The following is a 21,126-nucleotide window of genomic DNA, read 5'->3' as shown; positions in this document are numbered from 1 at the left end:
TCCTGCAGTGTGATCATCTTAAAATTGCCACGTATAAAATGCTTCTTTTCCAAGAGCCTCTTTAGCGATGGCCTTGAAATCCTCTTGGGAAGGTTTTCGGCCCCTAAAGTTTCCGATAATACCTTTGGCCTGTGTTTCGTGAGCCATGATCGCTTTCAGCTTTTCATCAAAGAAGTTACTGATATCCACTTCAATGTCGGGATTGCCCAAAACTTCGTATCTGTTCGTCGTGATAGCACTTGCCCAGACGACGGGTCTTTTATCAGGAGCCATACTGCCAACTGCCTGGATAGCCGCCGCTCCTAACGCATTATGGTCAGGGTGTACACCATGACCTGGATAATGGGTGATTACAAGATGAGGATTCAATTCCTCTAAAAGACCTTTTAAACGGGTGGCTACTTCACCCCTGTCTTCAAACTCTAATGTCTTATCCCGATATCCAAGCATCTGAAGATCCACATCAAGCTCTTTACAAGCATTTATCAGCTCTTGTTTACGGATTTCCGGCATTGTTTCCCGATTTGCTATGATTGGTAAGCCCATATTCCTCCCCATTTCTCCCAACGTACCACATAGGTAGGTTACCGGCACACCTTCTGATCGAAATTTGGCAATTGTGCCTGCGGTACCAAATGACTCGTCATCCGGATGGGGAAAAATGATTACAACGTGTTTATCCATTCTTCATCAGTCCTTTGCTGCCTTATAGTAAGCGTACAACATTTAATCTCTTTTATGATTTCAAAAGCTAAAAGGTGTTTCGCTGATTTCCAAGGCGACCATCAGCCGCCCGTCTTCATCATGTCCAGCCATCAACAGCTTTGTATCTTCAAACATCTCCCAGTCAGTCAAACCTTCTGCATAAATCCACCCTAAATTCATTTTCAGGCCAATACGGTATCCGATTTCCGCAGGAACAATTTTCGCTTGGGAAAAAGATACTTGCGCATTACGGATATACACTCCTGCGTTTAACGCCTTGTTGAAGTGACCGGTATACGCTCCATTTGTCGTTTCTAAATGAATATAAACTTCTTTATTGATAAAACCTTCCAATACATTTTGCACTTGTTCTATTTCAATCGATTTCATGTTTTGTCCTCCCTGCCTATGAATTTAACATTACAGAAATAATCAGCAATCGTCAAAGCTTGCGCTTAAAAAAAACGAATAGAAAACCCGACCAGTCATCGTCGATAAGGCAACTTCATGCTGGCATCTTTGCAAAAGAGCTTACACCGTCGTTTTTCCTCAAGTCCCTTTGTTCCCTCAGTATTAAAATGGTTTACCCATCTTTTTACTCGATTTTTATCAATGTTCATTTCTCTAGCTATTGTGTTTTAACCCATCCCATCTTTAAGATGAAGGTTAACAACTTTCTTCTTAAAGTCAATATTATAAGTTTTTCGTTTCTTCCCCACAAAAAATCCCCCTATAGTAGACAGATTAACGTGCTTTCTTTTTACTGTCTACTATAGGGGGAGCATATCAAAGCAGGGGTGCCGTCTATTTATCAAAGATTTTTCAGTAACCATTTTTTCACTGAAACTGCTACATCTTGTTTACCATCCATTAATTGCTGCCGGATGCTATTTTCTCTTTTGAGGCCAATTCTGTTTCCATGCGTTTTCTGTCTCGTTCCAGAACCGGCTTCAGGTAATGACCGGTATATGATTTTTCGTTATCAGCGATTTGCTCTGGCGTTCCAGTCGCAATGATTTGTCCTCCGCGATCCCCGCCCTCAGGACCGAGATCGATGATATTATCGGCTGTTTTAATCACGTCCAGATTATGTTCAATAATCAACACTGTATCTCCGTTATCTACAAGCCGCTGGAGAACGGTCAGTAAACGTTTAATGTCATCTACATGCAGACCGGTTGTCGGTTCATCCAGAATATAAAATGACTTCCCGTTCGATCTTCGATGGAGTTCACTCGCCAATTTAACCCGCTGTGCTTCTCCACCGGATAACGTAGTCGCCGGCTGTCCCAGCTTTACATAACCAAGGCCGACATCGTATATGGTCTGCAGCTTGCGCTTGATTTTTGGAACGTTAGCAAAGAATTTCAATGCCTCCTCGATAGTCATATCTAATACATCGGCAATGCTTTTCCCTTTATATTTAACTTCAAGCGTTTCGCGGTTATAACGTTTGCCGTGACAAACTTCACAAGGAACGTAGACGTCCGGAAGGAAATGCATTTCGATTTTGATGATACCGTCCCCTCTGCAGGCCTCACAGCGTCCGCCTTTAACATTGAAACTGAAGCGGCCTTTCTTATATCCGCGCACCTTTGCCTCATTCGTTGATGCAAACACATCGCGGATATCATCAAATACGCCAGTATATGTCGCTGGATTAGAACGTGGTGTCCGGCCGATTGGAGACTGGTCGATATCAATCACTTTTTCAATTTGACTGATGCCTTTAACCTCTTTATGTTTTCCGGGCCGGTGTTTTCCCGCATAGAGTTCCTTAGCCAATGACTTATATAATATTTCGTTGACAAGGGTACTTTTACCAGAGCCAGATACTCCTGTTACAACAGTCATCATTCCCAGGGGAAATTTGGCATGTACGTTTTTCAAGTTGTTCGCTGCTCCGCCGACCACTTCGATAAACCGTTTGTCACTCTTCCTCCGTTCAGCAGGGAGCGGAATATATTTATTTCCAGATAAATATTGTCCTGTGAGAGATTTTTTTGTATTCATTACTTTTTGCGGGGTCCCACTTGCAACAATATGCCCTCCGTGCTCCCCTGCTCCTGGTCCGATATCGATCAGCCAATCGGCAGCAACCATCGTATCCTCATCATGCTCGACTACAATTAGCGTATTGTCTAAGTCACGCATGCTTTTCAACGTTGCTATCAAACGGTCATTATCTCGCTGATGCAGTCCAATCGAGGGCTCATCAAGCACATACAAGACACCCGTCAATGCAGATCCGATTTGCGTAGCGAGTCTGATGCGCTGTGCTTCTCCACCGGATAGTGTTCCCGCTGCTCTTGACATCGTCAAATAATCAAGACCGACATTATTCAGAAATTCCAGACGGCTGGAAATTTCTTTCAATATCAAGTTCGCGATTTTCGCTTCCTTTTCCGTCAAATCAAGTGAACCGAAAAAGTTCTTTGCCTCTGTAATCGAATAGTCCGTAATCTGACTGATATGTTGACCATTGATCAAAACGGCGAGCGCTTCCTCTTTTAGACGATATCCTTTACAGGTCGGACACTTTGTTTGGGTCATATATTTTTCTAACGTTTCACGGACAAAGTCTGACGATGTCTCTCTGAAGCGTCGGGAAATATTATGGATCACGCCTTCAAACATAATATGGTCATCCTTGGCTCTGCCAAAGTCATTCATATAGTAAAAACGTATTTTTTCCTTGCCACTGCCATATAAAATTTTATCCATCTGCTGTTTTGGAATGTCTTTCACAGGTACCGTCATATCAATGCCATAGTGCTCACACACACTTTTGAGCAGCTGCGGATAATATTGCGAGCTGATTGGCTCCCATGCCGCAATAGCATTTTCCTTCAAGGATTTATTCCAGTCTGGAATAACCAAATCAAGATCGACTTCCTGTCTTGTTCCGAGTCCATCACACGTCGGGCAAGCACCAAACGGGCTATTGAAGGAAAACAGACGCGGCTCCAATTCACCAACGGAGAATCCACAAATTGGACACGCAAAATGTTCACTGAACAGCAGTTCTTCTTCTCCGATCACATCTACGATCACATGCCCATCTGCCAGCGAAAGAGCTGTTTCCAATGAATCGCTAAGCCGTGTACTAATTCCCTCTTTCACAACAATTCTGTCTATCACAACTTCAATCGAATGTTTTTTATTTTTCTCCAGCTTGATTTCTTCCGTCACTTCACGCATTTCTTTATCTACACGAACGCGAACATATCCTTCTTGTTTAAGCTTTTCCAAAACCTTGACATGTTCACCCTTGCGGCCAGAAACAACTGGTGCAAGTATTTGCATCTTTGTGCGTTCCGGGTATTCTAAAATACGGTCGACCATCTGCTGAATGGTTTGCGAACTGATTTCTATACCATGTTTTGGGCATGTAGGCCTTCCTATACGGGCATAAAGAAGCCTGAGATAATCATATATTTCAGTAACCGTACCGACAGTCGAGCGCGGATTGCGGCTGGTTGTTTTTTGATCTATGGAAATCGCCGGTGACAAGCCTTCAATTGAATCCACATCCGGTTTATCCATTTGACCTAAAAATTGGCGTGCATATGCTGAAAGTGATTCAACATATCTGCGTTGTCCTTCAGCATAAATCGTATCAAAAGCTAGCGAAGATTTTCCTGAACCCGACAACCCGGTTACCACAACTAATTTGTTTTTTGGGATATTGATGCTGATGTTTTTCAAATTATGCGCTCTAGCACCTTGAATCTTGATTGACTTGCTTGGCATGAACGAATCTTCCTTCCACAATTTGAATTTAACGATACAAAGTGAAACTGTATTTAGTAATTTTTATGGTAGTTGTTTTTTAGAACGAATGTCCATCACTTGGAAAGACTGCTGATTCTTGATATACGGAAGTGTGAACCTTTTTCGGAAGGTGAATTCCTTCTTCCCCTCCCTGCATGACTATATTAAACATCGGTCTTCAATTGGAAAAGCACATCACGCAGCTCCGCCGCACGCTCGAAATCGAGTTCTTTTGCAGCTTCCCGCATTTCCTTTTCCATCTTTTCAATCACTTTTTCCTTCTCTTCAGTTGGCATTTTTTTGAGTTTCTTATCTGTTACATAATCCTCGCCGGTTTCTGCAGCAACAGTCGCTCTGATAGATTCATGCACTTCTTTTTTAATCGTTTTCGGAACGATATGGTGTTTTTCATTATAAGCCATCTGTATTTCACGGCGGCGATTTGTTTCGTCAATTGCAGCCTTCATGGAATTCGTGATGGTATCTGCGTACATGACAACTTTTCCGTTTTCATTACGCGCGGCCCGGCCCATCGTCTGTACCAACGAACGTTCCGACCGCAAAAATCCTTCTTTATCCGCATCCAATATAGCGACCAGTGAGACTTCCGGGATATCCAAGCCTTCCCGCAACAGATTAATCCCAACCAGCACATCATGTTTTCCAAGCCGCAGCTCCCGGATAATTTCTGTACGTTCCAGGGTTTTGATTTCAGAGTGCAAGTATGTCACTTTAATCCCGATTTCTTTTAAGTAGTCAGTCAAATCCTCTGACATCTTCTTTGTCAGCGTTGTGACAAGCACCCGCTCGTTTTTTTCAACTCTTTTATTAATCTCTGCAATCAAGTCATCGATTTGACCCTTGATCGGCCTGACTTCCACTTCAGGATCCAGCAGACCTGTCGGGCGGATAATCTGTTCTGTTACATCAGGTGCATGTTCCAATTCATAGGGGCCTGGAGTTGCAGAAACATAGATAAGCTGTTTTGTTTTTTGCTCAAACTCTTCAAATCTCAACGGTCTGTTGTCCAGTGCCGAAGGAAGGCGGAAACCATGATCGACCAACACTTGTTTTCTAGCTCTGTCACCATTGTACATTCCGCGTACTTGCGGCAGTGTGACATGTGATTCATCCACAATCACCAGAAAATCCTCCGGAAAATAATCGAACAATGTATATGGAGTTGCTCCTTTTTCCTTTAAATTCAAATGGCGGGAATAATTTTCGATACCCGAGCAAAATCCCATTTCCTTCATCATCTCGATATCATAATTCGTACGCTGCTGTAAACGCTGTGCTTCCAACAATTTATTCTGGTCATGCAATTCTTTCAAGCGTTCTTCTAACTCTGCTTCTATTCTTTCAATAGCCAGTTTCAATTTTTCCTCCCGTGTCACATAGTGTGAAGCAGGAAAAATGGCGACATGCTCACGGTCCCCGATAATTTCCCCTGTTAGTGCATCCACTTCGCGAATTCGGTCGATCTCATCGCCAAAAAACTCAATACGGATACAGTTTTTTTCTCTCGAAGCTGGAATTACTTCAACGGAGTCACCGCGTACGCGAAATGTACCACGCTTAAAATCAATATCATTGCGAGCATATTGGATATTCACAAAATCCCGCAACAGGTCATCACGTTCTTTTTCCATGCCAATTCTTAGTGATACGACCTGGCTGCCGTATTCTATAGGAGAACCGAGGCCAAAGATGCTGGAAACACTTGCTACAATCAACACATCATTCCGCTCAAACAAGGACGAGGTTGCCGAGTGCCGCAATTTATCAATCTCGTCATTAATACTGGCATCTTTTTCGATGAACGTATCTGTAGAAGGGACATATGCTTCCGGCTGATAATAATCATAGAAGCTGACAAAATATTCAACTGCATTGTTAGGAAAAAATTCTTTGAACTCACTGTACAACTGGCCCGCTAAAGTCTTGTTATGGGCGATGACAAGGGTTGGCCGGTTGATTTCCTTCACGACATTTGAAACAGTGAATGTTTTGCCTGTCCCTGTTGCACCAAGCAGTGTCTGATGCCGCTGCCCGGCCAGCACTTTCTTGACCAGCTCTGCTATGGCCTTTGGCTGGTCTCCATCAGGTTCATACTTAGAAATAAGGTTAAACTTGTTATTTTCCAACTGACTTCCTCCATTCCTTTCCCCATTTAAATATATAAAAAGCAGTATGCTCGTGCTGCTTTAAAATTGTAAACAATATAGATTTCTGTATCGTCATTATAACACATCAACGAACAAATATTCTATTTTTATGCATAAAAGTTACCTTTATTAATTTACCCATTAACCTTATTATCGAATCAGCAAAGATTGTTTTTGCACGTATATTTTCAAAAATAAAAGCCATATGGAATATATCGAACATAAAAAACAAATAAGCCCCGGAATAAGCAGGCTTATTTGTCGTTAAAATGATTAAACAATCTTCTCTATATTCGCTTCAAAATTCCAAGTATTTCCCTTTGACTTTTTCCAGTCCTTACTATTTGCAATGTTTCATTAGAAAAATTGATAACACGTTGCGACATTCTGATTGATGAACCAAATTAATAGAAAAATAATGAACGTATATCTCATGAATTTCACCTCTTCATTACTTTTCTTTCAAACGAAAGTCTATAACAGATATACATAAAGCAGGATAAGGCCCCCCTTCTGCTTTATGACTAGTGACTCATTGTTGCACTGTCATCGTCTTCTCCATCAGCAGTAACTTTGATAATGGCAGAAGCCCCTTTTTGAACATGATTAAATTGATGGGTTACGAAAGAGTAGCTTCCTTCCTCCTTTACTTCAAATTCAACAACTGCTCCGCCACTTGCTGGTAATTGTATGGTTTGCATACCCTTCAACTGATTTTCGGGGTTTCCTTCCAGATAAACTACATCCATCTGGGCACCTATGACGTGGAAAGAGCTAACTTCATTCGGCCCTACATTATTGATATAGAGTCGGATTCGATCGCCTGCTTTTGCTAAAAGCGGCTCATCTTTTAATGAAAATGTGTCCCCGTTTGTATTACGGTCTCCTTTTGTCAACGCTTTCGCAGAAAACACAACATGTTTCGGTTCTCCATTTGCAAAGTCTTCCAAATCATTGTAGTTGTACCATTCGTTTTGAATAACCGCGAACTCTTTATCCACCTTGTCATCCGTTGGAAAACCTTTTGCCGGTTTAACAACCACGATGCCATGCATGCCATTTGCAATATGTGACAGTACTGGATCTGTGGCACAATGGTACATAAATACTCCCGGTCTATTAGCTGTATACGAGAATGTTCCACTTTTACCTGGTCCGACATCTGTAAAGTTTTTCGATGGAGATGTTTCAACTGCGTGAAAATCTACACTGTGCGGGATCTGCGGGTCCATGTTTTTCAATGTTACATTCATCGTATCTCCTTCGTTTACAACGATTAATGGACCTGGTGCTTCACCATTGAAAGTCCAGGCCTTGTAAACCTCATTCGGAGCAATTTCAATGTCAGTGATTTGTGTAGTCATTTCAATATTCACTTCATGTTCTCCAATACGGTTAACTTTTAAGGGTACCGGTTTTTGATTTAAATCTTTGTGTGGTGTAATTACTTCTGATTTTGATTTAACTTGTGCAGCTTGTTTAGCAGCCATTTTGGTTTGCGCATCAACATCGCTGCTTATTCCACAACCTGCCAGCAACACAGAGATACCTAATGCAAAAACAATAAGAAATCTTTGAGATGCCCTCATTTTCCTCACTCCCGTGTTTTTTTGAAAATCTTAGCACGTGGTAAAATCAGCCTACTAGTCTTTTAGTTGTAGATATCTGTTTCGTACGGAATGATCACTCATAGATGTTTTACTTATCTACAAGTCCAGTGTAAATGGCGAGGTGAAGATTACACGTGATTTGCGTCACTTGATTCATGTTCAATAATGAACAAGATGTGACGTGGAATATATCCATATAAACTATGATTTTTACAGTTCATATAGTGTAAAATAGCTTTTAAACATAAGCTGATTTCAAATAACATGTGAAAACTGTAATTTGTAATAATCCATTTATTCCAAATTCAATAATTTTATTTTATGATCCAACCAAGCCTAATTTCAACAGGCTAAATAATTCAACTATACTGTGAAAATGTTTACTATAAAAAACACCTCGGCAAGCAGATGTTGACGATGGCGCCAACTTGCCGAGGTGTGATAGACTTGGTCTGCCCTGTATACGTTTCACTTACACATATTGGACTGCAAGTAAGATAAACCTTTTTGCTAGTGATACTTTTCAGCTAATTGCTTGTAACATACCACAGATTTCCCCAAAAAACGGTAACCATTTAAGAAGTTGCCTTATGAAATAGGTATTTCCATTCAAGAAGATTTATTTTCACGAAAAGCTCTGCCTACAAATACTAGTCCTAGTTCATGATGGCCGCCTTCGTATAAAGCTCCCTGAACAAAACGCACCTCTCCTGCTTCATCAAGTACTGATAATTTGACAAAGGAGCCGTTCTCCTGCAAGGCCTGGTAAAAAGAAGACTCGCTGTGTACTTTTTTCCCATTCGCTTTCGATATGATTTCACCAGGCAAAATCCCCAATTTATCTGCGGTTGTTCCCGGAATAACCGTTAAAATTCGCAAACCACTATCCGTTTGGCTGAAATATGGTGCCTTCAATACATCTCTGGAACGCTGGCGATAGTGGATAAATTCCCAGCCCAATACGCCAAGAGCGATAGCAGCAATTGACAGCCAGCCAATATACACCGAAGCCACTCCAGCAATTAAAACAACAACAGCCAATCCCAGTATCCTACGGCCGAGCCATTGTTTTGCTTGCTGTGATTCAAAACCCGCTACTCGAAAATGGAAACCAATCAACATGGGCAGCAGCATCAACCCATACGTACCGTCTGTGGTAGCTTGTCCGATAGGAAGGTACGGCCAAAAATCAAATAAAGGAGGGAGCCACCCTTTAGGAATAGGGATGAAAAATGGAATGACAGCCATTTTTTTCAAGTGATGCACGCCCGTCCAAACGCCGCGCTTGCTTTTTAATAGTTCAGCAAACGTATCTTTTTTTCTAATCGTGTACAGCAAAATAGCTTGTACGAACAGGAGCAGACCTAGTAAGATCGCCAAGCCCGCATAATTGACGTGATCGAATAAAGAGCTGGCAACGATACTTTGCTGATGGAATAATGGAGGCAGGATCAGCAACAGCAAAAATGAAATCCCAATTGTGTACACTGGAGACAGCCATGTGAAACGAAAATGGATACTGAGCAGGATCGTCAGCACACTGATCAGCAGAATCATCGAAGGAGTAAAAATAATCCCTGCACCAACCATGATGAGCGACAGTAAGCAGCCGAATACGAATGAAATCCACCACGTATGTCGCCATTCAGAGAATATATCATCAACTTTTATGCCAAAAAGCATTCGTTCTCGTTTAATGCGTACGATGCCTGTGATGATCACCAGAATAAAACTCCAGTAAAATAATGGGTTGATGAACATTTTCCCAATACTTGCTGCCATCTCCAAAAAAATTTTTTCCAGCAAAAGAACACCCCTTTTCCAGGTTGTATGTAGTACCTTCATTTTAACAAATAAATGATGCCGCGGATATATTCCGCGGCATAAAGTGAAGCTTCCTCTATATTTTTTACGACAATCAAACAAGAAATTTCAGCTCTGCCATATAACTATTCTTTTATCTTTTTTACCAGAGACCATATCATGCAATTATTTACTGTAAACGAGCTGCAATGCTTTTTGCAGTTGTTTATCATCTTTCTTGCTGCGAATTTTTTCAATGATGTCTGTTTGCAGTAGCCCAGCTGTTTTTTCATCGATTTTACCTGTTTGCGTCAGCTTATGCTTTTTCTGAAAGGCTTTTACCGCTTGCGCTGTTTGTTTGTCAAAGTAACCATCCTGGCGATCAGTCGTATAGCCCAATCCTGATAACATAATCTGGGCGTTCTTTATTTTCTCACTGGTTTGGTCATAGGTAAGTGGCTTCTTCGCTTCAATCGGATTTGCAAAATAGTATGCCGGCTGTTCTACTTTTAAACTCGGACTGACACCTTTTTTATGAATCCAATTCCCTTTTGGAGAAAGCCATTTAAAAAATGTCAGCTTGACCGTGCTGCCATCTCCCATCGGTACAGCCTGCTGTACTGTCCCTTTTCCAAAGCTTTTCGTTCCGACAGTCTGATAGCCATTCTCTTTCATCGCTATTGCTAAAATTTCCGAAGCGGAAGCACTTCCTTCATCAATAAGGACATCAATTGGATAAGGTTTCTTTTTATCCAGTTCTGTATACATTTTTTCTTTCTGTCCTTCTCTGTTCTCTATTTGAACATACGGTGAATCACTAGGAATAAAATTGTTTAAAATCTCGCCAACTGCATCCAGCAAGCCTCCTGGATTGCCGCGCACATCGATGACCAAACCATCGATACCCTGTTTCTCCAGTTTGGTCAGCTGGTCTTTAAACTCATCAGCTGTATGTTCCGAAAAACTCGTCAACTGGATGACACCAGTTTTCTTACCACCTTGATTTTTCACTTCGGAATAGACAGTTTCAACCGGTATCGTATCACGTTTAACATTGAATTTCATCGTATCCGATGAACCGGGTCTTTTAATATCCAATTTGACAGTTGTTCCCTTTTTACCGCGAATCTTTGCAACTGCTTCATTTAAATCAAGACCATCAAGCGATTTACCATCCACTTTGAGGACTTGGTCATTTGGCCTTAGGCCGGCTTTTTCTGCAGGTGAGTCTTTAATCGGCGAAACAATAGTCACTTTCCCGTTTTTCATGCTTACTTCTGCACCGATTCCTTCAAAAGATGACTCAATCTGTTCATTGAACTGTTCCATTGTATCTTTGTCCATATATGTACTATAAGGATCGTCCAATGTAGATAACATTCCCTTGATAGCGCCTTCCATCAGCTTGTCGTCATCAACCTTTTTAACATAATGTTTCTTTATCAATGAATATGCTTGCGCTACTTTTTGTAATTCTTCAGGTGCTTGTACTTCTTCTTCTGTGACAGGATCCTCCGTTTTGGACAGAGCTGACTGTGTCTGTGCCGTTCCATTCTTTTGAGCGAAATGCACGCCGAAATAAGCGCCAGTGAACCCAAGCGCAATGACAACCACGAGGAGTACGGCAATTTGTATTTTATTGAATTTCATCCTGTTTCACCCCTTTATGTAACTTCTATTCCACACATTTAGATTTGCTGCAAAACATGACATCATTTTGATGGAGTGTTCCCTGTACATGTCATTAAAATAACTGCTTTCATAGGAGGTCTTTGGTAAATTACAGCGTTTTGATCCACAGTTGAAACATAACGTTGAAAAGCTTATTCGTACATTTACCCGCTATGAAAGTATACTGCACTTACTGCCTCATATGACCAGAACGGCAACAATAGCACATACGCATTTGGAGATCAATATGACTCCAAGTTGCTTTTTTTGTTACGGAAAACAATATAAGGTGCAACTTCTAAACGAGCAGTGCTTGACAAAGATGACAGATACCATTTTATTTGCTCAATATGTGCAGACAATGTGAAGATAATAATATCAGTTTACCATGTTTCCTATATATATTCTAATGATGTAAAAGACATCACACCTAATTGGCGTGATGTCTCTCTCGGCCCTTTTTATTGTAGGTACGGCATCGGATTTACCGCACCGTGGTAGCTCCAGTTACCGTTATGAACTTCGAAGTGCATATGCGGGCCAGTTGACTCACCTGTGTTACCTGAATGGGCGATGACCTGTCCTCTGCTAACAGTTTGTCCCTCACTAACATCGATGCTGTTGAGATGCGCATACAATGTAGTATATGTTTTGCCATTAATGACATGCGTTACGAGAACGACATTCCCGTAGCCGTTCATCATACCGTCATTTTCCGTACTTGTCATGAATACAACACCGGATGCCGCGGCATGAATCGGTGTTCCCACCGGTACACCAAAGTCGATACCATAATGGAAAGTGCCCCAGCGTGCTTCATAGCCGGACGTAATCGGTGCATTTACAGGATAGCTTAGCATTCCACCACCCTGTGGTGCCGGATCTGCAGCTGCTGTTCGGTGCGTTGGACCACTGGTTGAAGCACTGCTGGAACTGCTGCTCTCGCTTGTAGCGTTAGACTCTGCTTTTTTAGCAGCCGCGGCACGTTCCTCAGCTTTGCGTTGTTCTTCTTCCATACGCTGTTTTTCCTGGTTCGCAAGTTCTTTTGCCCGCGCAATCGAAGCTTCTTGCTTACGAAGGATTTCTTGCTGTTCTTCTAAACTGATTTTGTGATCCTCCAAATGGGCATGATCTTTTTTCAGTTTCTTCTGCAGTTTGTTCTTTTTGTTCATTTGGCCATCAAGGTCATTTTTTAAGGACTGCAGGGATTTCTTTTGATCTTCTAATTTCGCTTTTTTATCTTCGACTTCTCTTTTATTCGCTTCAACTTGTTTTTTCTTGGTTTTGACTTCTTGCATTTTTTGCTGCATTTTTTGCTTGTCCGCTTCCAGGTCATCCATGATCGATTTATCCTGGTCCATGATAGTGTTCACTGCAGAAGTCCTGCTGATGAAGTCACTGAAACTTTTGGATCCGAGAAGCACTTCTATGTATTTCATGTTCCCGCCGCTAGTCTGGACCGCTCTCAGTCTGTCTTTCAGGATAGCTTCCCGTTTTTTTATACTTTTTTTCAAAGCTGTAATTTCTTTTTTCAGCTTATCTATTTGTGCGTTCAAATCAGCAATTTTATTTTCCAGATCGTTTATTTGCTTATTGGTAGCAGCAATTTCAGATTCCTTTTTCTGTACCTTTTTCTGTGTTACATTCAATTTTTTATCAAGCTTGTCCATTTCCTTCTGAACAGCATCTTGCTTATCAAGATTTTTGTCTATTTTACCCTGCGTTTCATTTTTATCCGCATCAATGCCACCTTTTTTCTTGTTGATGCTTTCCTGTTTCTTATCCAAATCATTTAATTGTCCGTTCACATCATCTACTGTTTTTGCCTCTGCTTTGGTCAAGTCCAAAGTGCCGATAGAAAGAACCAATGTTGCCGCCAGTGCACAATGTGCCATTTTCTTCAATGATAATTCCTCCCCATTTTCTATCATCTAGCCGTATGATCGGAAATACTTGAACATATCAAGACATGAAAAACTTCATAAATCTGCCTTCTTGTAGACAATGAGCAGCCATCAGGCCACTCACTGTACAAACTTGTCTATTAAACTTTCAGGAACTTACGTACACTCATCACACTTCCCCAGATCCCGATAATTGCTCCGATTGCCAAGACGAGCAACGATAATTGCCATGCAAATGGATTGAATGGCAGCAATTCGAAAAACGGCAGTGTCACTTTTTGAATAACATAGCGAATCAAATAATGATACCCTGTCATCAATACCGCGATTGGGACAATGGATCCAAGCACTCCTAACAGCAATCCTTCAATGAAAAACGGCCATCTGATGAATCCATTTGTTGCTCCTACAAGTTTCATAATGCCGATTTCTCTGCTGCGGGCCATAATTGTCAGCTTGATTGTATTGGAAATCAGGAATATGGCCGTAAACACCAACCCGGCAATGAGCACAATACCGACAATTCTTGCATATTTGATAAATCCGAACAGGCGTTTTACGACTTCTTTACCGTAATTCACCTGGTGTACACCCGGCATTGCTTTAATTTCATTCGCCACTGCCGCGGTGTCCTGCGGATTTTTTGCCTTTACTTTATAAGCCGGATTCAAAGGGTTATCCTGCTTAAAAAGTTTCCAGGATTTCCCTTCTTCGCCCATACTTTTGATTAAATTTTCCAATTCATCTTCTTTAGAGGAGAAAACGACTGTATCGACTTTATCCATTTTTTCTATTTTCTGTCCCAATTCCTGAATCTGATTGGCATCAGCTGTCAGATCGATCAGTACCTTCAATTCCACATCGTTTTCTACTTTATCCGCCATATGGCTTAGATTGAGAATGACTGCCAGGAAGGCAGCTACTAAAAGCAACGTGACAGTAACTGCGCCTACAGAAGCAATTGTCATCCAGCCATTCCGAAATATATTTTTTATTCCTTCCCGGAGATGGCGTTTAACTGTTCTAGCCTTCATAACCGTATTCACCCCGATACTCGTCCCTTATAATTCGGCCACTTTCTATTGCAATGACTCTTTTTTTAATCGTGTTGACAATTTCTTTGCTGTGTGTGGCCATGATCATTGTTGTTCCACGGGAATTAATCTCTTCAAATACACGCATGATTTCCCACGAAGTTTCCGGATCAAGGTTTCCTGTAGGTTCATCTGCAATAACAATTTTGGGATGGTTGACAATGGCTCTGGCAATGGAAACGCGCTGCTGTTCCCCGCCCGAAAGTTCATCAGGGAATGACCTGGCTTTGCTTTTCAAATCGACCAAGTCAAGCACTTCCATGACACGTTTGCGGATAATGCGTGGAGATTGTTCAATAACTTCCAATGCGAATGCGATATTTTCGTAGATTGTCAGTTTGGGAAGCAGTTTGAAATCCTGAAATACGACTCCCACATCACGTCTTAGAAATGGGACTTTTCTTTCCTTTAGCTTGCTTAAATCCTTATTTCCAATAGCGATTGTCCCGCTTGTCGGTTTTACTTCCCGGTATATCAATTTAATAAAAGAGGATTTGCCGGCTCCACTTGGTCCGACAATATATACGAATTCCCCCTGGTCAATATCGATTGTCACGCCGTTAAGTGCTGTGACACCATTGCTGTATGTCTTGTATATATCCTTCATTGTAATCATGTATGTATCACCTTTGAATTCAATTTTAAATGGATGCTTCAAAAGGGTATAAATTATTCCTCACATTCCATTATTGCTTTAAAAAATCGCCCTTTAGCTTCTTTTGCGCTATACCCCTATAGGTTTCGACACATCTTCTCGAATTATGTCGCGTTTATAGTTGAAGGCAGGATTTTCAGCTGATGAAAATTTATTTACATCCTTTTGCTTCATCTTCTCTTCAGTCATTTTCATGTCATTTAAGCTTGTGTTCACACGGTCAGCCCAAGGCTCGTGTAATACTTCTACATTATAACATCTATCGACAATTTTTTTAGACACAATTATATTACATTTATATTTCAGAGAGTCGGCTTTTCGTGACGGGAAAAAGCTGACTCTCTCCGCAAAAAAAAGACCCATTCTGTAAAATAATACAGAATGGGTCTTTTTTCGAATCCTTCAATAAAAATCACTTTTTGCTAGCAAGCCATTCAGCAACAGTTTTAGCATCCTTGTCGGATACTTGTGTCTGTGCAGGCATGCCGTCTTTACCATTGTGGATGATGTCTTCAATTTCTTTAGCATCATGTTTTTTACCGACTTTAGTTAAGTCAGGGCCTGCTCCGCCAGAAAGGTCGGAACCGTGGCAGGAAGAACAGTTGCTTTGAAAGATATCTTCTGCTGCAGAAGCATTTTCAGTACCGCCGCTTTCTCCGCCTTTGTTTTTGTCGGCGTTGTCACCACCGCCGCCACAAGCACCAAGCACAATGGCTGATCCAAATAGTACTGTCATTAACAATTTCTTCATGTGAATCCCCCTAACCAAAATATAGTACAACTATCATACTTTATTATAACCCATATCTTCCATATTAAAACGGGAAACTACATGAAGGAATTCAGAAAAAAAGATGCTAAAAACTGGTAACTCCTGCTATATCAATACGTTGGTAATTTGTGGCGAATTATCGAATTCATTTTCACTATAAGCACTGTAATAATAGTATAAAATACAAAAGGATCTGTTCCCTTATCAAGGAACCAGACCCCTTTCATTTCCTATTGAGCATCACCGATATGTTCACGCAAATACGCATCGATAAACGGATCAATATTGCCGTCCATCACACTTTGTGTATTTCCTACCTCCATGTTCGTCCTGTGGTCCTTCACCATGGAATAAGGATGGAAGACATAAGAACGGATTTGGCTTCCCCAGCCAATTTCCTTCTGCTCACCGCGGATCGCTGCAATTTCCTCCTGCTGTTTCTCCAACTCCTGCTGATATAACTTGGATTTCAGCATTTTCATTGCTGCTTCCCGGTTCTTGATTTGAGACCGCTCATTTTGGCAAGTCACCACCGTATTGGTGGGGATATGTGTGATCCTGACTGCGGAATCCGTTGTATTGACATGCTGTCCGCCAGCACCACTTGATCGGTACGTATCAATTTTCAACTCGTCAGGTTTGATCTCGATATCCACATCATCCGTCATTTCAGGTGTTACATCACAAGAAACGAAAGAAGTGTGTCTTCTGCCGGAGGAATCGAATGGAGAGATACGTACTAGACGGTGAACGCCTTTTTCAGCTTTCAGGTACCCGTATGCGTTATGTCCCTTAATAAGCAATGTCACACTTTTGACACCTGCTTCTTCACCGGGAAGATAATCCATCGTTTCTACAGTGAAATTTTTATCTTCCGCCCAACGCTGATACATCCGCAAAAGCATACTGGCCCAATCCTGCGACTCTGTCCCACCTGCACCGGGGTGCAGTTCCAAAATGGCATTGTTGGCATCATAAGGTTCACTCAGTAGCATTTGCAACTCAAAAGCATTCATTTCCTCGCGAAGACTGGTAATATCTTCTTCCAATTCCGCAAGTAATTCGGGATCATTCTCTTCTTTGCCAAGTTCATACGATACTTCCATATCTTCCAAAAGGTCAGCCATTTTTTGGTAACCATCGACTAGTTGCTTCAAGCCATTCGCCTCATCAATGACTTTTTGTGCGGTCTGCTGATCATCCCAAAATCCTGGTTCAGTCATTTGCAATTCCAGTTCTTTAATACGTTCTTTTTTGTTATCTAAGTCAAAGAGACCCCCTAAATTGCGCGATTCGCGTATTCATATGTTCCAATTCATGTTTCATTTCAGCTAATTCCATTTTACTCACCTCAAGATAATGATTAAATAATACGTTGCTATGTGCTTTTGTTTTCGCACATTAATCTTATGAAGGAAAGGAAAATCGGCCTGAGAGCCGATTTTTCCCATAGTCAGAGCAAATAATAATAGCTCCTTATTCTGTATCAACGTACACTTATTTTCCGTGGCAATTTTTATATTTTTTCCCACTGCCGCAAGGACATGGATCATTCCTGCCGATATTCTGTTTTTTTACAAACGGTTTGCGTTTTTTCTGTTTCTCATCTCCATCGGTATCTCCGGAAACAGCTTGAGTTTCTTTGACTACCTCTTCACGTTGCAGGTTTTCTCTGATTTGTGCTTTCATGATGTACTGAGAAACTTCTTCTTCGATACTTGTGACCATTTCTTCAAACATCGCGAAACCTTCCATCTGGTACTGCTGCAGTGGGTCATCCTGTCCGTATGCCCGCAAATGAATCCCTTGGCGCAGCTGGTCCATTTGATCGATGTGGTCCATCCATTTCGTATCCACAGTCCGAAGCAGAATAACTTTTTCAAATTCACGCATTTGTTCAGAACCAAGTTCCTCCGCTTTTTCATCGTAGCGCATTTTCACTTTGTTCATAACCACTTCGGCCATTTCTTCCGGTTCCTTGCCCCGCAAATCTTGTTCAGTCACGTCCTCTGGATATAACAGGTTTGCTTGGACGTAATCTGCCAAAGCCTTCAAGTCCCAGTTGTCTTCATCATCATCCCGTGTGTGGGTATTGATGACACGCTTGATGGATGAAGCAATCATTTGCTCAATGATTTCGCGAAGTTCATCTCCACTGGCGTCAATCACTTCAAAACGTTGTTTGTAAATGATTTCCCGCTGTTCCCGTAACACATCATCGTAGGAAAGTACCGTTTTACGAGCATCGAAGTTATTTCCTTCTACACGTTTTTGTGCAGACTCGACCGCTCTGGAAACCATTTTACTCTCGATCGGTTGTGTATCATCCATGCCAAGGCGTTCCATCATCGATTTCAGATTGTCTGATCCGAAACGGCGCATCAACTCATCCTCCATTGACAAGAAGAAAAGTGACATCCCGGGATCTCCTTGCCGCCCGGATCGTCCACGCAGCTGATTATCAATTCGGCGTGATTCGTGGCGTTCTGTTCCGATGACAGCCAGTCCACCAAGTTCTACTACGCCTTCACCCAATTTGATATCCGTCCCACGTCCAGCCATGTTCGTTGCAATGGTCACAGAGCCTTTTTGACCAGCTTGTTCAATAATTTCAGCTTCGCGGTAGTGATTTTTCGCATTCAGTACATTATGCGGCACACCTGCTTTTTTTAGCATTTGGGATATTAATTCAGAAGTTTCGACAGCTACTGTACCAACTAGCACTGGTTGTCCAGTTTCATGACGTTCCTTGATATCCTCAACCACTGCTTTAAATTTGCCTTCCATCGATTTATAAATCAAATCGGCCCTGTCATTACGGGCAATCGGTTTGTTTGTCGGGATGACAATGACATCCATATTGTATATATTGCGAAATTCCTCTTCTTCCGTTTTAGCTGTACCAGTCATACCTGAGAGCTTATTGTACATACGAAAGTAGTTTTGGAATGTGATGGAAGCAAGTGTCATACTCTCATTTTGAATCGGCAATGCTTCTTTTGCTTCAATTGCCTGGTGAAGCCCCTCGCTATAACGACGGCCTTTCATGAGGCGTCCTGTAAACTGGTCGACGATGATTACTTCGTCATCCTCGATTACATAATCTGTATCCCGATGCATCGCGACATGTGCTTTTAATGCCTGGTTGATGTGGTGTGTCAATGTGACATGTTTTAAATCGAATAAATTTTCGATAGCAAAGTAGCGTTCAGCTTTATTCGTTCCTTCTTCCGTCAGCAAAACACCTTTTGTCTTTTCATCATACGTATAATCATCATCTTTTTTCAACGTATTGACAAATGCATTGGCTTGAATATAAAGCGTCGTCGATTTTTCGGCAGTTCCTGAAATAATCAAAGGTGTACGTGCCTCATCAATTAAAATAGAGTCCACTTCGTCGATAATGGCAAAATTCAGTGGCCGCTGTACCATCTGTTCTTTGTACAGCACCATGTTATCACGCAAGTAATCGAAGCCATACTCATTATTTGTGCCATATGTGATATCCGCCGCGTATGCTTCACGCTTTTCTTCCTTGGACAAACCATTCCCATTTAGTCCTACTGTTAACCCCAAAAACTGGAATAGTTCTCCCATTTCACCTGCATCACGTTGCGCAAGGTAATCGTTGACTGTGACGATGTGGACGCCTTCTCCAGACAAAGCATTCAAATATGCAGGCATTGTCGAAGCCAGGGTTTTACCTTCACCAGTCTTCATTTCCGCAATATTACCTTGGTGGAGTGCTACCGCACCCATCAACTGCACTGAAAAAGGACGCATTTTTAATACACGCTTCGCAGCCTCGCGAACGACTGCATATGCTTCTACAAGCATATCATCCAATGTCTCACCATTTTGATATCGTTGCTTGAACTCATCCGTTTTTGCTTTCAAAGCCTCATCACTTAATTGTTCCATTTCAGGCTCAATCTGTTCAATTCTTTCCACTAAAGATCGTATTTTCTTGAATTCTTTTTGCGTACCATCGCCGAAGATTTTCTTCAATAACCCCGCCATCGAAAAACGCTCCTCTATCTATAATGTACAACGCACTGCCTGCCTTTTAACCGGGCAGATTGGTGCATTCATTCCGTGATAAATAGTGCTACATATATGAATGAAACATACCTTCATTGAATACCATTACTTTCCTGATATATGGTCTTGTAACAGTTTTTTCTGAAACAACATTGTATCGGCTTTGTTCTCCTTACAAAACGCTAATAATGAAGTTTCACTTTATCATAACACTATTATAACATGCATGACAACTGCTTTGAAAGGCATCGTTATCTGCAATCAAAGGTACCTTATCTACTTAGAAAACCTGAGGGTGGGACATAACCCCAGGAAATGTAAAAAGTTGAGCGGTACCATCTTGACATGAAACCGCCCGGCTTTTTTATCTAGCGTAGCAATTTCGTTGATTTGCACGCCAGGCGACTGCTTTTTAGCGGGCGCCCGGCATGGGGTGTACAAGCGTTGGCCGCAAAGGCTGTATGTAGCTTGCCTTTTTTCATGTACTTTCTAAGAAAATCACTTCCTCCGGGGTCTTCAGACTCGTGCTGGGACTGCGATTACGCTTCCCATCGAAAACCATTGTTCCCGCACGAGAAGGAACGCTGCGGCAGCAATTCACATCGCACGCAGAAAAAGCGAATTTTTTTTTCAAGGAGTCAGCCGCCTTTCGCTCCAATCAACTAGATGTGAAATGGCACTTTATAGCTTATTTTTAGCTGTTTTTGGCTAGTTCTGTCCCACACTCTTAGCCGAGACCATACGATATATTATACGAAAACAGCAATTGAAAGAAGCAAGGACAGGTCTGGGAACCTGTCCTTGCTCAGAGGAAAATGGGGAAAATATGAGGCAAATAGAAGCGACATACGAGGATAAACATCATGTAAGCAGGTCTCTTTTTTCCGAGAGAAGGAAAAAGGAACGCCATTTTTTACTGCATGACTTCA

The 21,126-nt window shown here is 41.6% G+C and carries 14 protein-coding genes; all 14 read right to left on the bottom strand.

The genetic code is table 11. The features are described 5' to 3' along the window. Nucleotides 1-18: 18 nt before the first annotated feature. The 14 genes from bshB2 to secA all read right to left on the bottom strand — a co-directional run bounded on the left by bshB2 (nt 19) and on the right by secA (nt 20,176). Nucleotides 19-684: a bacillithiol biosynthesis deacetylase BshB2 gene (gene bshB2 / locus ACFSMW_RS18770; RefSeq protein ID WP_390357844.1), complete on the bottom strand. Its 666-nt coding sequence runs from the start codon at nt 682-684 to the stop codon at nt 19-21. 60 nt (nt 685-744) lie between these two features. Then, nucleotides 745-1,095, bottom strand: coding sequence for a YojF family protein (locus tag ACFSMW_RS18765; RefSeq protein ID WP_390357843.1), 351 nt, complete (start codon nt 1,093-1,095; stop codon nt 745-747). Between the two features lie 95 nt (nt 1,096-1,190). Continuing rightward, nucleotides 1,191-1,325 carry a hypothetical protein gene (locus ACFSMW_RS18760; protein ID WP_390357842.1) on the bottom strand — a complete coding sequence of 45 codons (135 nt, stop codon included), beginning with the start codon at nt 1,323-1,325 and terminating at the stop codon, nt 1,191-1,193. Between the two features lie 250 nt (nt 1,326-1,575). Next, on the bottom strand, nt 1,576-4,458 hold the full coding sequence (gene uvrA, locus ACFSMW_RS18755; RefSeq protein WP_390357841.1) for an excinuclease ABC subunit UvrA: 2,883 nt from the start codon (nt 4,456-4,458) through the stop codon (nt 1,576-1,578). A 185-nt stretch (nt 4,459-4,643) separates the two neighbouring features. Next, nucleotides 4,644-6,626, bottom strand: a complete 1,983-nt coding sequence (gene uvrB, locus ACFSMW_RS18750) for an excinuclease ABC subunit UvrB (protein ID WP_390357840.1) — start codon at nt 6,624-6,626, stop codon at nt 4,644-4,646. A gap of 545 nt (nt 6,627-7,171) precedes the next feature. Continuing rightward, nucleotides 7,172-8,236 (bottom strand): multicopper oxidase domain-containing protein, encoded by a 1,065-nt coding sequence (locus ACFSMW_RS18745; protein ID WP_390357839.1) that lies wholly within the window; start codon nt 8,234-8,236, stop codon nt 7,172-7,174. A gap of 630 nt (nt 8,237-8,866) precedes the next feature. Then, complete coding sequence (locus ACFSMW_RS18740; protein WP_390357838.1) at nt 8,867-10,063, bottom strand: PDZ domain-containing protein; 1,197 nt, start codon at nt 10,061-10,063, stop codon at nt 8,867-8,869. A 183-nt stretch (nt 10,064-10,246) separates the two neighbouring features. Then, complete coding sequence (locus ACFSMW_RS18735) at nt 10,247-11,710, bottom strand: S41 family peptidase (protein ID WP_390357837.1); 1,464 nt, start codon at nt 11,708-11,710, stop codon at nt 10,247-10,249. A 482-nt stretch (nt 11,711-12,192) separates the two neighbouring features. Continuing rightward, entirely contained in the window at nt 12,193-13,626 is a 1,434-nt protein-coding gene (locus ACFSMW_RS18730; protein WP_390357881.1) for a murein hydrolase activator EnvC family protein, read from the bottom strand. 149 nt (nt 13,627-13,775) lie between these two features. Next, a complete protein-coding gene (gene ftsX, locus ACFSMW_RS18725; RefSeq protein WP_390357836.1) occupies nt 13,776-14,669 on the bottom strand; it encodes a permease-like cell division protein FtsX in 894 nt (297 codons plus the stop codon). Continuing rightward, on the bottom strand, nt 14,659-15,345 hold the full coding sequence (gene ftsE, locus ACFSMW_RS18720) for a cell division ATP-binding protein FtsE (protein WP_390357835.1): 687 nt from the start codon (nt 15,343-15,345) through the stop codon (nt 14,659-14,661). The genes ftsX and ftsE overlap by 11 nt, the downstream gene beginning before the upstream one ends. Nucleotides 15,346-15,796: 451 nt before the next feature. Further along, nucleotides 15,797-16,135 (bottom strand): cytochrome c551, encoded by a 339-nt coding sequence (gene cccB, locus ACFSMW_RS18715; protein WP_390357834.1) that lies wholly within the window; start codon nt 16,133-16,135, stop codon nt 15,797-15,799. A 251-nt stretch (nt 16,136-16,386) separates the two neighbouring features. After that, nucleotides 16,387-17,497 (bottom strand): peptide chain release factor 2 gene (gene prfB / locus ACFSMW_RS18710; RefSeq protein WP_390357833.1). Its coding sequence is split into 2 segments (ribosomal slippage): nt 16,387-17,424 and nt 17,426-17,497, totalling 1,110 coding nucleotides; the frame shifts between segments, so codons are not numbered across the junction. Between the two features lie 156 nt (nt 17,498-17,653). Further along, nucleotides 17,654-20,176, bottom strand: coding sequence for a preprotein translocase subunit SecA (secA, locus tag ACFSMW_RS18705; protein ID WP_390357832.1), 2,523 nt, complete (start codon nt 20,174-20,176; stop codon nt 17,654-17,656). Nucleotides 20,177-21,126 lie beyond the last annotated feature (950 nt).

The organism is Tigheibacillus halophilus, from assembly GCF_042683165.1.
Lineage (GTDB): Bacteria > Bacillota > Bacilli > Bacillales > Amphibacillaceae > Tigheibacillus > Tigheibacillus halophilus.
This window is presented reverse-complemented; position numbering and strand designations above follow the sequence as displayed.